This is a genomic window from Caballeronia udeis (genome assembly GCF_044909315.1).
Classification (GTDB): Bacteria; Pseudomonadota; Gammaproteobacteria; order Burkholderiales; family Burkholderiaceae; genus Caballeronia; species Caballeronia udeis_A.
This window is the reverse complement of record NZ_JBIYEB010000004.1, coordinates 120,908-138,434: the sequence shown is the minus strand read 5'-3', so window position 1 is coordinate 138,434 and position 17,527 is coordinate 120,908. Positions and strand designations below refer to the sequence as shown.

Below are 17,527 nucleotides of genomic sequence, written 5' to 3'. Positions count from 1 at the left end.
GAGGCCTGGCTAGCCCGGTTGCAGCCAGACCTCAGCCAATACGAGTTATCGCGGTACCTGGTCTCTCCACCGGTACTGCTGTTGCCAGCCGAGTAGCCGTTTCAGTTTCTCGTTGCTTAGCAAGGTCTCGAATTCGCCAATCGGCTTCCTGACCGGCACACCCGGATAGAACCGCTTCAACAATTCCGCCGTGGGCAGATCCGACGAAACATCGTCTGCCGCCACGTTCATCACCTGGAAGCCAAGCCCGTCCTTTTCAATACCCAGCCGGCAAGCGGTCGCCAGATCGCGTCCGTCGATATAGCTCCACGCAATGCGCTTGCGCAATCCGGGATCCGTCAACCATGCCGGGAATTTCTGATAATCAACCGGGTCAAGAACGTTGCCAATGCGAAAGCAATAAATATCCGCGCCGGTGCGTGCATGAAACGCCTTGGCCGTGACTTCGTTGATCACCTTGGACATGGCGTAACTGTCCATGGGGTCCACAGGGTACTGCTCGTCCAGCGGAAAGTATTCGGGATCCCGGTGCCGGTGGGCGAACACAATTCCGTACGTGGTCTCGCTCGAGGCAATGATGACCTTCCTGATGCCAAGCTTCGACGCAACGTCAAGGACGTTATAAGTCGCCATCACGTTGATCCGGAATACCTCGTTGTCCGTGGTGATCATGATCCGGGGAATGGCGGCAAAGTGAACGATGGCATCAATGGGTTGGGGCTCGAGATCGTCGGAAAATTCCTTCGGTGCCGTACTCGATGCGATTGCGTTGAACACCTGCCCCGCGTCGGTAAGATCGGTGATCAAGGTACGAGCCACGGGTTTGGCCATGGGAACGCGGTCGAGATTCAGCACTTCGTAGCCATGGGCCACCAGGTCCTCGACAACCCATTTTCCGGCCAGTCCGCTGCCGCCAGTCACTATTACGCGTTTCGTCATTGCGTCATCCTCCTTATGCGATTGATGGGTGCTGTTCAGACCGCTTTGGTCACAACCGCCGGAGCCTGCGCAACGAAAGCACATACCGCTTCGGTCACCTGCACGGTGCTTGCCTTGCCACCCAGGTCAGCGGTATGCAGCGCCGGGTCTGCCGTCACGGATTCAATTGCGTTCATCAACGTACGCGCCGCGCTCATCTCGCCCAAGTGCTCGAGCATCATCACGACAGACCAGAATGTACCGATGGGATTGGCAAGGCCTTTGCCCATGATGTCGAACGCCGAGCCGTGGATGGGCTCGAACATTGAAGGGTAGCGGCGCTCGGGGTCAAGGTTGGCGGTCGGCGCAATGCCAAGGCTGCCGGCCAGCGCCGCGGCAAGGTCGCTCAGGATGTCCGCGTGAAGGTTCGTGGCCACGAGGGTATCTAACGTGGCCGGGCGGTTCACCATGCGAGCGGTCGCGGCATCGACGAGTTCCTTGTCCCACGTGACATCGGGAAACTCCTTCGATACCTCCAGAGCAATTTCATCCCACATCACCATTGCGTGCCGCTGTGCGTTACTTTTCGTGATCACCGTCAGCAGTTTCCGGGGGCGTGATTGCGCGATGCGAAAAGCGAATCGGAGAATGCGTTCGACACCCGCGCGGGTCATCATGGACACATCGGTGGCAACCTCGATCGGATGCCCTTGATGCGCGCGGCCACCGACGCCTGCGTATTCACCTTCCGAATTCTCACGCACGATCACCCAGTCGAGGTCTTTCGGCGCACAGCGCTTGAGCGGGCCGTCGATGCCGGGCAGGATGCGCGTCGGGCGCACATTCGCGTACTGGTCAAAGCCCTGGCAAATCTTGAGACGCAAACCCCAAAGCGTTATGTGATCGGGAATGTGCGGGTCGCCCGCGGAGCCAAAGAGGATTGCATCCTTGTTGCGAATCTCGTTGAGTCCGTCGGCCGGCATCATCACGCCATGCCGGCGGTAATAGTCGCCGCCCCAGGCGAAGTCCTCGAACTCAAAGGTGAAGTCGCCGCTTAGCGCCCCGATGGCTTCCAGCACACGCTTTCCGGCCGGTACGACCTCCTTGCCGATTCCATCACCCGGAATGGCTGCGATGCGATATGTCTTCACGGTTCGTCTCCCGAGCTAATTGATGCATGCAACCCATGCCATGTAACCGATGGCTTGCATCCCAATGCTAGCGCCTTAGCCGGCCGCATAAATGCTGCTAAACTCAAACCGCTCTTAACCTGAAGTTAACAATCGGGTGACGTGATGCGTTCGTTAATACAGCCGGAAGACTTGCAGTTTTTCTCGGTTTTGGCGGCTAGCGGCAGCCTGACTGCCGCTGCGCGAGAATTGGGCCTGAGCACGGCTGCGGTCAGCAAGCATTTATCGCAGATGGAGTCTCGCGCGGGCGTGCCGCTTGTCATCCGTACTACGCGTCGAATGAGTCTTACGCCAGAGGGCGAGCTTTACCTGATCCGTGCGCGGCGCATCCTTGGCGAGATGGACGATCTTTCGCAATTGCTTGGCGGGTCGCAAGCGGCTCCCAAGGGTTTGCTAAGAGTCAATGCCACACTTGGTTTTGGGCGAGGTCACGTTGCGCCGCTCATCTCGAAGTTCGTTCGCCAGTTCCCGGAAGTGGATGTACAGCTTCAACTTTCAGTTGATCCGCCGCCCTTGAGCGACGACACCTTCGATGTCTGCGTGCGCTTTGGTGAACCGCCGGATGCGCGGGTCATCGCACGGCGGATCGCACCTAACAGGCGGCTGCTGTGTGCAGCGCCTTCCTACTTTGTGCAACGGCGGGTACCCAGAAGCCCGACCGAATTGTCCCAGCACAATTGCATCGGCATTCGACAAGGCGATGACGGCTATGGCGTGTGGCGTCTGATAAGCGGACGTGGTGCAACGGAGAAAACAGAGACGGTGCGCGTGCGCGGCAACCTGACCACGAATGACGGTGAAATTGCCGTGAAATGGGCGCTCGACGGCCACGGAATCCTGATGCGGGCGGAATGGGATGTGGCCGACTATCTTGCCGACGGGCGCCTGATCCAGGTGTTGCCGGAGCATCGAACACCCGGTGCCGATATCTACGCCGTGTATCCCCAGCACTTGCAGATGACCGCGCGAGTCAAGGCGTTTGTTGACCTGCTGGTGAATACGTTCCGCGCGCACTAGGTCACTCGGTAGCAGCAAGCAAGATGTGCGACAGGTGAGCGAAGGCATTCGATCGGGTCTGATCCCCAATTGACCCGCCCCGTGCGATACGCACCACTCCCGCCTTCCCGTGACGCTCGTGACATAACCGTAAGGTGGCCCTAAGGCTCATCTAAGGTCCGTTTAATGCGTCAGCAACACTTACACATCACGGTTACATATGGCGACCTTTTCTCATCGATGGAAACGCAACTTAACTTTTGGTTTCACCTGTCATAAATTCGCGCCGCTAGGATTGCGATAACACGAGAAATCCGTTCGTTGCCTGCTTGCCACGCGTTTTCCTTGGGCTATATCGGCTCTTCATGCGTCCATCCATACCGTCTTGCCTGCACTCTGCGAGCCGATTGGAGCCATGAATAGCCGCCAGACAATGACTAGCGTAGAAAGCTGCCGAAACTAAAGATGTGAAGCAGGATCCACCAGAGAATTGCTTGCAACCATGGACAGCGCTCATCGCACGCTTCTATACCTTGGAGGTAAGCCAAGCGAGTCGCTTCTAAGGCGCCTCGGTGACCGCGCATGGCTTGTTGTACCGGCCATGGGCGCTAACACGGTGACGAAGCTCGCGCGGGCGCCCATGGCAGGGCTGCTTGATTTGACAGACGGTCTCCACGAAGGCCGGATTGCAAGGGTTGAACAACTCTCGCGTTCCGTGCTGGTGTCGTGGGTGGCGCTCGTATCGCAAGAAACGCGAAAGTGGACGGCCGTTCGAGACGTCATAGCCACACACTGCTTCGACTTTGTAACGCTGCCGACATCGCACGAGCGGATCGTGAGTGTGGTTGGGCGAGCCATTGGTATGGAGGTTCTGCGTTCCGAGGCGGAACCGCCGGATCTTAAGGAGGCGTTAAGCAGCGGCATGATAGGTTCATCCGGAGCCATGCTGGAACTTCATCGGGCGATTCGAAAGGTAGCGCCGACCGATGCAACGGTTTTCATTTCAGGCGAGTCAGGAACCGGCAAGGAGTTGACCGCGCAGATGATCCACGCGCGGTCGGAGCGCCGCGACATGCCCTTCGTGGCAGTCAATTGCGGCGCCATTCCGCATGATCTCCTGCATTCGGAACTGTTCGGCTATGAACGCGGTGCCTTCACCGGTGCCACGCAGCGCAAGATTGGCCGAGTCGAGCAGGCGCATGGCGGAACGCTTTTCCTGGACGAAATTGGCGACCTTCCGCACGAGAGTCAGGCCGCGTTGCTGCGCTTTATCCAGGAGCGCAAGATCGAGCGCCTGGGTAGCCTTGAGTCCATCGACGTGGACGTGCGGGTGATCACGGCAACGCATCAGGACATGCCGGCTGCCGTGGAGGAGGGCCGGTTCAGGGCCGATCTTTTCTTTCGGCTTTGCGTGCTCGAGGTCAGGGAGCCGCCTCTGCGCGTAAGAGGAAAGGACATCACCGAGCTTGCAATGCACACACTCGAGCGATTTAAAGACGAGCGTGAACGCAGGATTCATGGCTTCGCTCCGGATGCCATTGCCGCGTTGCATAACTACGGCTGGCCCGGGAACGTCAGGGAGCTGATCAATCGTGTACGCCGCGCAATAGTCTTGTCCGAAGGCAAGCTCATCAGCGCTCATGACCTTGAACTGGCGGACTATGTGGCGCTGCCGCCGGATTCGCTTCGGGAAGCACGGACGGCGGCGGACAGAAGGGCGATAGAGGTGGCGCTATTCGTGCATAAAGGCCGGGTTGTCGACGCCGCCCGCAGCCTTGGCATTTCGCGCGTGCATCTGCATCGGCTGATGCAGGAGTTGGGCATACCCACGCGAGCAGCCGTTGATGATGCACACGATTCGATCGACCCCGGCAATGCCGAGTGAAACGTGAAGCTTCCCGATGCGGCGAACGAACCCTGAATCCAATTGATGGAGAATTCTATGGCTTTGCTTGAGTCGCTCGAGCGTACCGCATGGACCACCTGCGAGCGATGCGGGAATACCTATTCGACTGGCGACCAGCAATGCAGCCGCTGCGGAAATACGCCGACCATCATGCAGCGGCTGGCAAATTTTTCTTATCTCCCTAACGCCAAAAGAGGGGGCGCACGCGGCGTGTTGCGTCGTACGCGATCGCGAGGCGCGTATCCGGGACTGGCGGAAACCGCACTTCTTGCCGATCAGGCGAGCAAGCGGCGCACGACGCGAATTGCGCTTGCGTGCGCGGTGGGTGCCGGCGTGCTGCTGGCGTATGCGCTTACCCAACCCTATCTTGCGGGAATGGGCTTTCGCCCGCGAGCTGATGAAATATCCGCGCCGGCAACAGGGCAGACGGTCCAGAGCGGACCGGTGGTGTCCGCTTCCGGCGACAGCGTCTCTCAGGCACAGTCATCGCCATCGAACGGCGGCCAGAATGCCATCGACAAGAACGGGCGAACCCAGCAGCCCGATGTCAGCGCGTTTGAACACGCGCTGCAAGGCGGGAACCTGGCGGCGGCGCGCCGGTATCTCGCCGGGATATCAGCAAGCGACGTGGAGAGTGCCCAGCTAGAGCAGATGCGCACCGAACTCGTCGGCCGCGAACACACGCGCGACGCATTGCTGCATCACGCGTGGCATTGCCGTGCGATCGGAGACTGGCAGTGCGTTGCCGACAATGCGGCCCAGGCGATGACAATCGACGCGTCAAGCTGGGAAGGAAAACATCTTGCTGCCCGGGCGGCGAAGGAAGCCGGCAAAGCTTCCTATCAATAGAAAGCGGCCGGTGTCCGTCTACCGGACGCCCCGCATGATGTCCGCCAAAGCCTCTCTCACATCGTCGATCAAGGCCGGCCACCCCGTCTGGTGGTGGCGAAATAAATACATGTTGCCGGGGTACCAGGGTGACCCGGTTCCCGTTCGATGCCAGCGCCAGTCGGTTCCCGTTTGCGGCAACATCAGCCAGCACGCCACGCCCAATGCCCCGGCAACATGGGCGAGCGCTGTATCGACGCAGATGACAAGATTGAGTTGCGCGACGATGGCCGCGGTATCGCCGAAATCGCGAATCTCCCCTCCCAGGCAAAGGGCGGGTTGCAGTGCCTGGCATTCGTCGGCCTGCGTTTCGGCGTCGCCCGTTTGCAAGCTGATGAAGCGGATCCCATTGATGGACCACAGTGGCGCCAACTCGGAAAAGTGGTTCAGCGAACGTTGCGCGTCATTGTCGTGACTGGGGTTACCCTTCCAGACGAGCCCTACGCGCAGGCCGTCGCTGGGTAAGCGCGCTTGCCACATCTCCATGCGATTGGCGAATACGCCGACATACGGAATCCTGGCCGGGATCGACTCGACCGTTGTAAGCAGGCGCAAGGGCAGGCTCATTAGCGAAGCCCAGTAATCGTGGGCATGAAGCGCCTGAGGATCCGTTACCACTGCGTCCACACCTTCTACCGTACGAAGAAGAGGCGCCAGTACGGGTTTGCAGATCACCGATATCTTCGCCGCACCTCGTTCCTTAAGCAGCGGCGCGTAACGGATAAATTGAATAGTGTCGCCGTATCCTTGCTCCGGCAGCAGCAACAGGGTTTTGCCGTTCAGGTCCTGACCGTCCCATTGAGGGAGGGGCAACTGCCCGTGTTCTCCAAACACTTCCGATCGCGCTTCGTAGTAGCCCCACCCTTCCGAATAGCGCCCGTCGGACAGAAGAAGCATCCCCAGGTTGAAACGGGCTTCGGCAAACTCCGGTTTCAGTTCGAGCGCACGGCGATAATCGATCTCCGCTTGCTCATACCGATGAAGTCTTTCAAGCGTGCCCGCGCGGTTATTCCTGATTTCAGCGGAGTCCGGCATCCGTTCGAGCGCGCGGCAATAGTGCGCTTCGGCTTCGCTGAACCGCCCGCCCTGCCGCAATAGATTCGCCAGGTTGTTGTGAGCCAGGCCATTGCGATCATCCCTTTCAAGCAGCGTACGGTACCTGTGTTCTGCCTCCGCAAGGTCGCCTCGTTGCCAGGCCTGCCATGCTGACTCGGCAAGCTGATGGTCCGTGTGTCCACGGTCGGAGAGGGTTTTCCGGTTCATGGGGCTGTCTTGTTCGCACCCGACGTTGGCGAGCGGATTGCGTCTCAGGGATGTAAGGTTCCGGCATTGGCTTTCGCCGACATTACCCATCGATTATATGATCTCGCGACGCCAGAACGGCCGCTTGCGGACATTGGAGAAAACGTGGCGCGTGCGAAGGGGGAATCAAAAAATATTTCATTGCGACGGGAATAGCGGGGCGGATAGGTGTGTTCGTCCCATTGCAAACCGCAAACTTCCCAGGAATGGAAAATGAAAATCCGTCGCGCTACATTACTTTTGTCGCTCATCGCCAGTGCTTTCATTTCAGCTGGCGCCATGGCTCAACAGACTCAACCCGCCAAAGGTCCCGTCAAGAACATCGTGCTGGTCCACGGCGCGTTTGTTGGCGGTTCAGGCTGGAGACCTGTCTACAATATCCTCACCAAGGACGGCTATAACGTGACGCTGGTCCAGGAACCGTTGACGTCGTTTGCGGAAGATGTGACCGCCACAAAACGTATTCTCGACCGTCAGGACGGCCCGGCCATTCTGGTCGGCCATAGCTACGGCGGCGCGATCATCACGTCGGCCGGGAACGATCCCCATGTCGCGGGTCTGGTCTACATCGCGGCTCATGCACTGGACACCGGCGAGACCGAGGTCGGCAACGGCAAGAAGTTTCCGAATTCTGCACATCCGCTCGTGAAGACCCCGGACGGTTTCCTGTTCCTTGATCCGGCCAACTACCCTGGTGACTTCGCCGCGGACCTGCCGCTGAAGCAAGCCGAGTTTGAAGCGCGTGCACAGATGCCGACCTCGGCCGCGGTTTTCTCAACCGCCATGACCGATCCCGCATGGAAGGTGAAACCCAGCTGGTACATGGTTGCGAAATCGGACAAGATCATCAATCCCGATCTGGAACGGATGTATGCAGCCCGTGCCCACAGCCATACCGTTGAAATTGCCGGTGCAAGTCATTCCGTATATGAGTCACACCCCAAGGAAGTCGCGGCGCTGATTGAACAAGCAGCTGAGCACGCGCAGGACCAGGCTTAATTTTCAAGGCGAAGGGTGGTGCGGGAAATGGATCGTGGGGCGGCTGGATTCCATATGGATAGGAATGCTTATAGTGTAATACCGCCTATGAACCTGCCTCTCGCTCCAGCCACGAGCAGAAGGCAAGCACGAGCGCGTCCGTTTCCTTGGCCTCGGGCACATAGGTGCAGTAACTGCGCGCAGGAAGAAGGGGACCCGCGAATGGGGCGACAAGGCGGCCGCATGCCAGGTCATCCGCTATCAGCGCGGTAGGTCCCATTGCTACGCCTACGCCGTCGAGAGCGGCTTGCAGCGTGAGATAAAAATGATCGAGCGTCAGCGTCGTAGCTGGTTTGAGATCGGCAACATCCGCTTTGGCGAGCCAGTCGCTCCATAACCTCGGCAGACTGGATGTGTGCAGGAGCGTGTGATGGATCAGGTCACGCGGCGTTCCAAGTGGCAGTTGATCAAGCAGCGCGGGACTGCAGACAGGCAGACGTTCCTCTGACAGGAAAGGGCGCATCGAGTAGCCGTAGAACGTATCGGGACCGCCGCGAATAATAATGTCGTAGGTGTCTTGCAGCGCCTCTACCGGCTCATTCGACGTGTCCAGTCTCACCTCAACGCCGGGGTGCTGCTTCTGAAAACCCGCGAGCCTTGGAATGAGCCAGCGCAGGGCAAACGTGGCAGGTCCGTTCACTCGCAGCACGCGCGGCGAGACGCCATCAATACAACCATATCTTGCGGTTGCGGAAGCGACCTGTTCGAAGGCGGGCCCGATTTCGGCGAGATAGGCGCGGGCTGCCGGCGTCAGGGCTACACGCCGGTTGTGCCGCTCAAACAAGGGTGCGCCCAGCCACTCTTCCAGCAGACGGATATGCTGGCTGACCGCGCCGTGCGTCACATGTAATTCGATCGCGGCTGCCTTGAAGCTGCCTAAGCGGGCAGCGGCTTCGAAGGCACGCAGCGCATTGAGAGGAGGTAAGGGATGCGGCATTCAGATCAATTTTGCTAACGCGAAGTGGCAGATTTAATGGTTTGTCGTCCGTTGTCACGAGAGATATAGTCGCCGGAAAAGCTTTCTGGAGCAATCGCTTTGTCTATCGGTGTGGTGGTACTTGTCCTCTTCGCAGCGCTGCTGCATGCCAGCTGGAATGCGCTCGTGAAGTCGAGCCCGGACAAGTTCCTGGATATCGTCCTGGTGACTAGCGGGTCTGCCGTGTTTTGTGTGGTGGCACTTCCATTCATCGCGTTGCCCATGCCGGCAAGCTGGCCGTATGTGGCGGCGTCGGTGGTGATTCACATCGTTTATCTTGTGCTGATTGGAGCCGCCTATCGCAGCGGTGACATGAGCCATGCCTATCCGCTGATGCGCGGCCTGCCGCCGTTGCTCGTCGCACTTCTGAGCGGCCCGCTGATCGGGGAACAACTTTCCGCCGGCGAATGGGGCGGCATCCTGCTTATCTGCGGAGGCATCCTTGGCCTCCTGCTGGTAGAAGGGCGCAGTGGTGGCATGAGCCGGGCATCCACCGGGTTTGCGCTGGTCAATGCGGTCGCGATAGCGGGTTATACGTTGGTGGATGGGACTGGCGTCCGGTTGTCTGCATATCCTGTTGCCTACACCATGTGGATTTTTTTGCTGACCGCGCCACCCATTCTCGCTTGGGCGTTGTTGCGGCGGCGAGCCGGGGTCGTTGTGCATGTTCGCGCGCGATGGCACCTGGCGCTGATCGGTGGGGCCTGCACGCTGGGCGCTTATATCCTGGTGCTCTGGGCCATGACGCAGGCGCCGATCGCCATGGTCGCGGCGCTGCGCGAGACGGCTATCGTCTTTGCGACAGGCTTGTCGGTGATCGTGCTCAAGGAGCGGTTTGGATGGGGGCGGCCGGCGGCCGCGGCAGTTATCTTGCTGGGTGTTATCGCTATCAAGCTGGCTTAGGAAATCGGTTGGTTTCGTTGCTCGCACCGGTGTCGGACAGGTGTTGCTGTTGACGCTCTGACAGTCTTGGTGCAATGGGTCATCCACATCACTATCGCAACCATCGCAACTCGCGCCGCGTTCGTTCCGTACGTAGTGTAGTTCGACGAACTTTTTGTGGAGGTTCGCTTCGAGCCGGCTCTACCGGATTTTGCGCCGCCGCCATGATCCACCTTTTGAATGCAATGACTGCGTCATCGTCCGCGCGCTCGGTGTTCGCGACCAGCATGAATCATTGTCTTACCATCACGTGGAGGTTCTCTAAATGAATACTGTTCCGCAGGCTCCGTTGATTCTGATAACGGGTGGAGGCCGTGGTGTAGGCGCGGCGACTGCGCGTCTTGCTGCCGCACAAGGTCACGACGTAGCAATAAGCTTCGTCTCCAACGAGGCTGCCGCCCTCGAGGTGGCGGCCGATGTGGAAGCTGCCGGGCGCAGGGCTCTGGCCATGCGTTCGGACAGCGCAGATCCAGAGCAGGTCGCCCAGCTATTCGCCGCGATCGACCGGAAGTTCGGCCGGATCGATGTGCTGGTGAACAACGCCGCAATGATTGCGCAGCAGTCCCGGCTGGAGGATCTCGGATTCGAGCGGATGCAGCGTATCTTCGCGGTCAACGCGATAGGCCCTATCCTCTGTGCACAGCAGGCGGTCAAGCGGATGTCCTATCGTCACAACGGGCGGGGCGGCTCCGTGATCAACATCTCATCGGCATCGGCCACGCTTGGGAGTCCTAATGAATATGTCGACTACGCTGCGTCGAAGGGTGCCCTCGAGACATTCACGACCGGTTTCGCCAAGGAAGTCGCGCGGGATGGGATCCGCGTCAACTGCGTTCGCCCGGGGCACATCTACACTGAGATGCATGCCAGCGGCGGAGAGCCGGGACGCGTGGATCGAGTCAAAGACTCGATCCCAATGGGAAGAGGCGGTCAACCCGAAGAGGTTGCGCGGGCGATCTTATGGCTGGCAAGCGCCGAGGCTTCCTTCATCACCGGCACGTTCCTCGATGTCACCGGCGGCAAGTAAGCAACAGGGTGCGGCACCGGGCGCTTTCCTCGACGCACCGTCTTAAGCCTCTGCGCTTACCCACACTACTGGGCCAGGGTGTTGAGCCACAGCGCTTCCGAAAACAGCCCGGGCAAATCACCCCAGATATGCGCCGGGCCGATCTTGAATGAAGTATCCAGGTCATACCCAATAAGACTTGGCGCACCTCCCGTGAAATAGAAACCACCGAGCTTCGCATTCGCACGCTTGAACAGCATGAGCGTTTCACCACGACTGCGCCGCACAAGCGCGGGAACAGCGTCGGCATAAGACGATTCATGAATGGTCCCGACCTTGACCGGATCACCAAACAGCGGACCGCCGTTTATCCGCCATACATTGATATCGGGCCCATCGCCGCGCGGCTGTAGCACAACCAGGTCGTCGATGCCGTCACCATCCACATCTCCCGCGACCACCTTGGCGAACGCCGGCGCGAACTCCGCGTAGGTATTGCCGCGTAAGCGGCCGGAAAACGCGCTGCCCGAGCTCGCGAGTTGCGTCACGGCCATGGCTGAATTCACGGTTTCTATCGCAATCAAACCTGTGTGCTGTGACCCGGCCACGTGAGCGGGCAGGAAGCGCGCGTTCGCGCTCAGTCCGCTCGCTTTCATCCAGAGTGCCGGTGTGTCCCCGGTCAAACCCTTGCCGGCGATAACCCAAAGGTCAAGCGTGGCGTCGCTGCGTTTTTGCGCGATCACCACCCCGGCGCGGCCGCTGCCGTCGAAGTCTCCCGCCACGTATTGCTGCGCGCTGGCAGGCGTCTGCGCGGAGGAGGTCTGGTACCAAAGACGCGGCGCCTCGAAGCGCGTGCCGGTGCTGCGCAGCAGCCAGAAGGCCGTGCCTCCGTTCCTCGGCGCAATCACCATCAGATCGTCGCGCCCCGTGCCTTCGAAGTCGCCAAGCAGGAAACGCACGCTGTCGAAGCAGAGCGTGTCACCGGCGCACGTGGGGGTGCCTGCGTGCGGGTTGAACTGCACCGCGTTCAGATACCACGGCGCAGCAGTGGGCAACCGCGACATGCCGGCCACCCAGACGTTGAAGCCCGGTCCGTCCCGGCGACGCTGAACATAAACCGTACTGATCGGCTTCTCGCCGTCCACGGTCCCCCGAACGTTGCCGTACATTGCCGCTTCCTGGCGCAGGTCGGTCCATTGCGAATGCGGGGTGGGCGCCCATCTCGACTCCGCGGTCAGCGACGAGCAATGCCCCGCCGACAACACACCGTCATGCGCGGCGAGGCAGTGCCCGAGCGGCGTGTACACCAGGCCAAAGTCCCAGGGTGTCCATTTCTGAGCTGCTTCCTCCTTATTGCAGGCTTCTTCGATCAGTTCGCCGCCGCGTTCGGCAACGCACTGCTGCGTGGATTCATCGACGAGCTGGGAGTTGTTCCTGGTTCCGGGCATGGCCGGCACCGGTTGCCAGTGCCAGTCCTGGGTCTTCGCGCCCGAGCAGCCGGAGAGTATCGGCTTGCCGTTCGCGCCCGCCGAGGTCAGGCACTGGCTCGAGTACTCGTTGACGAGGTTGCTCGAGCGCGGCCGGAATTCCAGTCCGGCTGCGCTCGAACTCGACTCGGTCCAGTAACGGCGCGCGACCCAGTTGCCGTCCCATTGATACTCGCCGAAGACGTGCTCGCCATTGTCGTCGCCATCAATAGCGAAGTAGGACGCCACATCATCGCGCTTCATCTGGGTATCGCCGGCGCTCAGGTTCTTCGGCATGCCGCCGGTGGGATACGTGACGTGGTAACCAATCGGGATGTTCCGGTTCAGGCTCTGGGCAACCACGCGCGTGATGCGTGCAGAATAGATATGGTCCGGATGTTCGATGAACGGCACCGTGTCCGGGTTCAGCGTGTAGATCAAGGTCGCCGGGGCGAGGATCTGCTTGAGCGTGGCGACTGTCTCGGCGCGGTCATAGTGCGTGGCATTGGAGCCGTCGTTGTTGATGGGATACGTGTTGATGGTCTCGCCCTGGTCCCACATCAGGCCCAGCGGCACCTTGCCGCCGCGCACAGCGCCACCCGGCATCCGCAGTTCCAGCAAGGTCACCCTCGGCTGCTGTTTGAGCACCATCTGGTGCACGGGTTTGCCGGCGAACATGACGGTCGATTCGATCCAGTCATCCGCTACGCCTGCCATGCGTGCGTAAGCGAGGCGGGTGCCTTTCTCGCGCAGTTTCACGTAGTCGAAATTCGCGCCATTGGCACCGCCGATCAGGTGCACGGTGGTGACGCACCAGCCTGCCTCGAGCTTGTCGCTGATGCCCGGATTGACGAAGAGCAGGTCGTCGTCAAGGTGGGCAACGACAGTGACGAGCGTGCCGGCATGGCAATCGGCTGCGCGTGCGCTGACCGGCGCAAGCAATGAGCCCATCCCGATGAATAACAGCAGCAGCGCAGCAGCCGATGCCCGTATGCGACGGCATGTTCGCATGACAACCCCGTATGAAAATTTTCCTGTCGCGCGTGAAGTCGCCACCTGATCGGCGTTCACGCGAGCGATGCAACCTGCGTCCCGGACACTAGCGCAAAGACTTGCCATGCCGCAAACACGGTAATGAAAATGGCCCCGGCAAGCGCCAGGCCGAACCGGACCCGTTCGACTTTCTGCCGCCTGAAAACAGCCGTGCCCGACATCATCCGGTTCAGGGATGAACTCGTCATCCCGATCGCGAGCACGGTGCAAGCGACCCCTGCGCCCATCGCCAGCGATGCGAGTACTCCGACAAAAAACAGGTGGTTGGCGAGTGCCGCGATCAACACGAAGATCGCGCCCGCGCATGGACGTACACCGACCGCTAAACCCGTCAGGAATATCCGGCTGCGAGCCACCGTCGTTCCGCGCTCACTGTCAGTCCTGGCCCAGCGCACGCCAGAGCGTCGTTGAGCGAGAGTCGTGCCGAGATACGCGGTTTCGTCCTGGTTGCCGGAGGCGTCCGCATCTTGCATCAGGCTCGCGCGCTTCTTCGGAATGAGCGCCACGCGATCCGTGTCGCAACAATCGCGCCGCGTCGCAACGGCCCATAACGACCATGCGCCCACGCAGAGCAACGCAACGTAACTTGCCAGTTCGAGACTCGACGCCCGCGTCAATATGCCGGGCAGTCCCTCGCGGGAAAGCCATGCCGCACCTCCGACAAGAACAATCGCGGACAAGGACTGGACCAGCGCGCTCCATCCGCTCAGCAGCGCGGCATCAATGAAACGTGTCCGGCGCGACGCCAGATACGCACTGACCACGACCTTGCCGTGCCCGGGTCCAAGCGCATGCAACACCCCATACGCGAACGAACACAGCACGATGATCCAGGTGCCGGACAGATCGGATCCATTGCGCTCGTTCGCGATTGCCTCCTGCAACTTTTCGTTCAGCCTGCTTTGCAAATGGATGCTCGCCGTGACCGCGTCGCGAACGATCGAGGGCATGGGAGTCTGCGTGGGCTGAGGCGTATCGGCAGTGTTCGCCGCGCTCGGTGCACCGGTCGACGTACGACCGAAGACGTCCGTGGTTTGCGCAGCGACTTGAGCAAAAACGCCATGTGACGCGAGCGTCAGCGCAGCGGCGAAGCACACGGCAATCATCCTGCGATGTCCACCACCGCGCCGGTTACCGATAAAGGTCAGCACGATAGCCTGCTCGCTTGAGGAAGGATGGAGCCGCCAAAAATAGGGTGATCGTGATCCTCGAACGCCGTCGCCTTGCAGTTGCGCGGAGAGCCCGCGCTGAGCGTCAACGCGGGCTGCGCCGCACTTTCAAAGTCGACAAAGAAGGTATCGTCCCAGACGCCGAGCGTGACTCGTTCGCGCTTGAAGTCCACTGGTTTCACGAGCGGCAAAAGGAACCGGTAAACGACATGGCCTTGCTCGATGCTGACACTGAAGTTACGCGCGTCGGCGACCGCAACTGCCTTGCCATCGACAAATACGTGATTGAAATAATCCGAGCTCTTGAGCAATGAGAATGCCTGGGCCTTGAACGTAGCCGTGTAGTCCGCGTTGAGCGGACCGGACTTGGGCATGTTGGAAAAGTCCCCGACCAGCGAAAACGGAAAGCCTTTTGAAAAGATCCACGTCTGCTGCATGGCAACCAGCAGCGTGCCCTGGGTTTGGGCGACCATCGAATAATTGATCCAGACATGCGGATGAGCCTGGGCCGGAACCGGAAGGGCAGCAAGCGGGAGGCCGCAGCATGCCGGCAACACGTAGCGCAACCAACGCAAGAGGAAGAGCAGGTATGCGGCAGACGGTCTGACTGGAGACCACAGGCGCGGTGAAGCATTAACCCTGGCTTGCAGCGGCGCCGGCGCGGTCCGGGCGGTTGGGGCTGTACGCAGTGTCATGTAATCAACGTAAAGCTGGCCTCGTTTCAGAAAGCTCATTCGCATGTCGCCCTCGTCGCGACCCACCTCCAACACGAGCCCGTTTTATAACACGGCGCTTTTCCAATACCCGGAATTGGAGGGTGATGGGGTCCGGCCTTGCAACACCATCAACAAGAAACCTTGCTCTTCCAAATCAACTTGCGGCACGATGCGCCAATGGCATGTTTACTTTTATCGCACTATTGGATGGAACATCGTTCGGGGACGCACAATGCGCTTTAAGTTATTAGGGGGCGTGTTGCCGCTTGGCCGTGGTGCCGCGCTCCGCGACCTCCTGGCCGGCGTGACCCTCGCGTCAATGGACATCCCGCAAGTGCTGGGTTATGCGCGCATAGCAGGAATGCCGGCCGTGACCGGTCTTTACACCGCATTTTTACCGCTGCTCGCCTTCGCACTGTTCGGTGCATCCCGTCATCTGGTCGTGGCCGCGGATTCCGCAACGGCCACTATTTTCGCAAGCCGACTCTCGGCCATGGCGACGGCCGGGAGTCCGCAATACATGGCGCTTGCCGGGGTCGTTGCGCTGTTGACTGCCGCGCTGCTGCTGATCGCACGGATCTTCAAACTCGGGTTCCTGGCTGATTTCCTGTCCCGCACCGTCTTGCTCGGTTTCCTTGCCGGTGTCGGCATTCAGGTCGGCGTCGCGATGCTGGGCGACATGCTGGGCGTATCCACGGGGTCGTCGCGAACTCTCGCGCAGATCGAATCAATTACCCTTCAGCTTGCTCGCGTATCGCTTCCAACGCTGGGTATATCGGTTGCCGTGGTGGCCTGCATTCTCATTTTCAAGCGCCTGTTGCCGCGTCTTCCGGTCGCCATGTTCGCCGTGATCGGGGGTATTGCGGCAAGTTATGCCTACGACTTCGCAGGGCACGGCATTGCGGTCGTGGGCCCGGTTGCCGGTGGCCTGCCTGCGCTGCGTTTTCCGCTTGCCACCTGGGAGCAGACGCTGGACCTCGTACCCGTGGCCGCATCCTGCTTCGTGATGATCATTGCGCAAAGCGTCGCGGCGGGCCGCGTGTTTGCAGAGCGTTATCACGAACCCGTCGACGCCGATGCGGACATCCTGGGAATAGCGGCGGCTAACGCGGTGGCAGCCGTGAGCGGGGCGTTCGTGGTGAACGGCAGTCCGACCCAGACCGCCATGGCGGATCGCGCGGGTGCACGCAGCCAGTTCGCGCAAGTCGTGTTTGCGGTGGTGGTCGGTGTGGTGTTGCTGTTCTTCAGCAAGTGGCTGCAGTATCTTCCGCACTGCGTGCTGGCGGGCATTGTGTTCACGATCGCAATCGGGTTGATCGACTTCAAGAGCCTTTACGCCATCCGCCGTGAGAGCCCGGGGGAACTTACGCTGGCACTTGTCACCGCGCTGGCGGTGGTGGTGATTGGCGTTGAGGACGGGATCCTGCTGGCGGTCGCGTTGTCGTTGCTGCGCCATGTGCGTCATAGCTATCATCCGCACACCATGATGCTTGCGCCCAACTCGGCGCTCGGCGGACGCTGGGCGCCCGTGCCTGCCACGCCAGGCACCGAAACGGCTCCCGGGCTGATTGTTTATCGATTTGGCGCCGACCTGTTTTTCGCGAACGATCATTTTTTTGTCGACGATGTGCGCCACGTGATCGACCACGCGCCCACGCCTGTCCATTGGTTCATTGTCGATGCAGGCGCTATCACGGACCTTGATTATTCGGCGGCCCGAACGCTCGGTGAATTCTGCGAGGGCTTGAAGCAGCGCGGTATCAACGTCCTGTTTGCGCGCGTCAATCAATACCTGCGATCGGATATGGACCGCCATGGAATCACCGCGGTGCTGGGAGAATCGCACATCTTCGAAACGTTGCATCAGGCGCTTGTAGCGGCCGGATTCGATCCGTCCGCGGCATCGAGTACGCATTGAACATCACCCGCGAACATGCCCCGGGAGGGACATGCAACATCGC

14 protein-coding genes are annotated in these 17,527 nt (G+C 60.2%); 7 read left to right on the top strand and 7 right to left on the bottom strand.

Features of this window, described 5'->3' with window-relative positions:
• Window positions 1–45: 45 nt before the first annotated feature.
• Window positions 46–939, bottom strand: a complete 894-nt coding sequence (locus tag ABH944_RS08040) for an NAD-dependent epimerase/dehydratase family protein (RefSeq protein ID WP_404605808.1) — start codon at window positions 937–939, stop codon at window positions 46–48.
• Between the two features lie 35 nt (window positions 940–974).
• On the bottom strand, window positions 975–2,069 hold the full coding sequence (locus tag ABH944_RS08035) for a tartrate dehydrogenase (RefSeq protein ID WP_404605810.1): 1,095 nt from the start codon (window positions 2,067–2,069) through the stop codon (window positions 975–977).
• 144 nt (window positions 2,070–2,213) lie between these two features.
• On the opposite strand from ABH944_RS08035, the gene ABH944_RS08030 reads away from it, so the two are divergent.
• The 3 genes from ABH944_RS08030 (at window position 2,214) to ABH944_RS08020 (ending at window position 5,859) form a co-directional block, all read left to right on the top strand.
• Window positions 2,214–3,125, top strand: a complete 912-nt coding sequence (locus ABH944_RS08030; RefSeq protein ID WP_404605811.1) for a LysR family transcriptional regulator — start codon at window positions 2,214–2,216, stop codon at window positions 3,123–3,125.
• A 481-nt stretch (window positions 3,126–3,606) separates the two neighbouring features.
• On the top strand, window positions 3,607–4,989 hold the full coding sequence (locus ABH944_RS08025) for a sigma-54 dependent transcriptional regulator (RefSeq protein WP_404605812.1): 1,383 nt from the start codon (window positions 3,607–3,609) through the stop codon (window positions 4,987–4,989).
• 57 nt (window positions 4,990–5,046) lie between these two features.
• Entirely contained in the window at window positions 5,047–5,859 is an 813-nt protein-coding gene (locus tag ABH944_RS08020; protein WP_404605814.1) for a hypothetical protein, read from the top strand.
• 18 nt (window positions 5,860–5,877) lie between these two features.
• Here the strand turns inward: ABH944_RS08020 and ABH944_RS08015 are convergent, their stop codons facing one another.
• Window positions 5,878–7,161, bottom strand: a complete 1,284-nt coding sequence (locus ABH944_RS08015; RefSeq protein ID WP_404605815.1) for a tetratricopeptide repeat protein — start codon at window positions 7,159–7,161, stop codon at window positions 5,878–5,880.
• 252 nt (window positions 7,162–7,413) lie between these two features.
• On the opposite strand from ABH944_RS08015, the gene ABH944_RS08010 reads away from it, so the two are divergent.
• Complete coding sequence (locus ABH944_RS08010) at window positions 7,414–8,199, top strand: alpha/beta hydrolase (protein ID WP_404605817.1); 786 nt, start codon at window positions 7,414–7,416, stop codon at window positions 8,197–8,199.
• A gap of 85 nt (window positions 8,200–8,284) precedes the next feature.
• Here ABH944_RS08010 and gcvA read toward each other — a convergent pair whose 3' ends face one another.
• The gene (gene gcvA, locus ABH944_RS08005; protein ID WP_404605819.1) at window positions 8,285–9,175 is read right to left on the bottom strand and encodes a transcriptional regulator GcvA; all 891 of its coding nucleotides are present in this window, start codon (window positions 9,173–9,175) and stop codon (window positions 8,285–8,287) included.
• Window positions 9,176–9,274: 99 nt separating this feature from the next.
• On the opposite strand from gcvA, the gene ABH944_RS08000 reads away from it, so the two are divergent.
• Together ABH944_RS08000 and ABH944_RS07995 are read left to right on the top strand one after the other, a co-directional pair.
• Window positions 9,275–10,117 carry a DMT family transporter gene (locus ABH944_RS08000; protein ID WP_404605820.1) on the top strand — a complete coding sequence of 281 codons (843 nt, stop codon included), beginning with the start codon at window positions 9,275–9,277 and terminating at the stop codon, window positions 10,115–10,117.
• Window positions 10,118–10,421: 304 nt separating this feature from the next.
• Window positions 10,422–11,183, top strand: a complete 762-nt coding sequence (locus tag ABH944_RS07995; RefSeq protein ID WP_404605821.1) for an SDR family oxidoreductase — start codon at window positions 10,422–10,424, stop codon at window positions 11,181–11,183.
• Between the two features lie 65 nt (window positions 11,184–11,248).
• On the opposite strand, the gene ABH944_RS07990 is transcribed toward ABH944_RS07995, so the two are convergent.
• Genes ABH944_RS07990 through ABH944_RS07980 form a run of 3 tightly spaced genes read right to left on the bottom strand, consistent with a single transcriptional unit; the run spans window position 11,249 to window position 15,545 of the window.
• Window positions 11,249–13,639, bottom strand: coding sequence for a PIG-L family deacetylase (locus ABH944_RS07990; protein ID WP_404605823.1), 2,391 nt, complete (start codon window positions 13,637–13,639; stop codon window positions 11,249–11,251).
• Window positions 13,640–13,695: 56 nt separating this feature from the next.
• The gene (locus ABH944_RS07985) at window positions 13,696–14,832 is read right to left on the bottom strand and encodes a nickel/cobalt transporter (RefSeq protein WP_404605824.1); all 1,137 of its coding nucleotides are present in this window, start codon (window positions 14,830–14,832) and stop codon (window positions 13,696–13,698) included.
• Entirely contained in the window at window positions 14,826–15,545 is a 720-nt protein-coding gene (locus ABH944_RS07980; protein WP_404659354.1) for a DUF1007 family protein, read from the bottom strand. The genes ABH944_RS07985 and ABH944_RS07980 overlap by 7 nt, the downstream gene beginning before the upstream one ends.
• 253 nt (window positions 15,546–15,798) lie before the next feature.
• Here ABH944_RS07980 and ABH944_RS07975 point away from each other — a divergent pair, with 253 nt between their 5' ends.
• A complete protein-coding gene (locus ABH944_RS07975) occupies window positions 15,799–17,484 on the top strand; it encodes a SulP family inorganic anion transporter (protein ID WP_404605826.1) in 1,686 nt (561 codons plus the stop codon).
• Window positions 17,485–17,527 lie beyond the last annotated feature (43 nt).

Bases quoted from the DNA above. Each gene is read 5' to 3' on its own strand.
- ABH944_RS07975 (WP_404605826.1), top strand. From the start codon at position 15,799: ATGCGCTTTAAGTTATTAGGGGGCGTGTTGCCGCTTGGCCGTGGTGCC.
- ABH944_RS08030 (WP_404605811.1), top strand. From the start codon at position 2,214: ATGCGTTCGTTAATACAGCCGGAAGACTTGCAGTTTTTCTCGGTTTTG.
- ABH944_RS07995 (WP_404605821.1), top strand. From the start codon at position 10,422: ATGAATACTGTTCCGCAGGCTCCGTTGATTCTGATAACGGGTGGAGGC.
- ABH944_RS07990 (WP_404605823.1), bottom strand. From the start codon at position 13,639: ATGCGAACATGCCGTCGCATACGGGCATCGGCTGCTGCGCTGCTGCTG.
- ABH944_RS08025 (WP_404605812.1), top strand. From the start codon at position 3,607: ATGGACAGCGCTCATCGCACGCTTCTATACCTTGGAGGTAAGCCAAGC.
- ABH944_RS07980 (WP_404659354.1), bottom strand. From the start codon at position 15,545: ATGACACTGCGTACAGCCCCAACCGCCCGGACCGCGCCGGCGCCGCTG.
- ABH944_RS08015 (WP_404605815.1), bottom strand. From the start codon at position 7,161: ATGAACCGGAAAACCCTCTCCGACCGTGGACACACGGACCATCAGCTT.
- ABH944_RS08020 (WP_404605814.1), top strand. From the start codon at position 5,047: ATGGCTTTGCTTGAGTCGCTCGAGCGTACCGCATGGACCACCTGCGAG.
- gcvA (WP_404605819.1), bottom strand. From the start codon at position 9,175: ATGCCGCATCCCTTACCTCCTCTCAATGCGCTGCGTGCCTTCGAAGCC.
- ABH944_RS08010 (WP_404605817.1), top strand. From the start codon at position 7,414: ATGAAAATCCGTCGCGCTACATTACTTTTGTCGCTCATCGCCAGTGCT.
- ABH944_RS08040 (WP_404605808.1), bottom strand. From the start codon at position 939: ATGACGAAACGCGTAATAGTGACTGGCGGCAGCGGACTGGCCGGAAAA.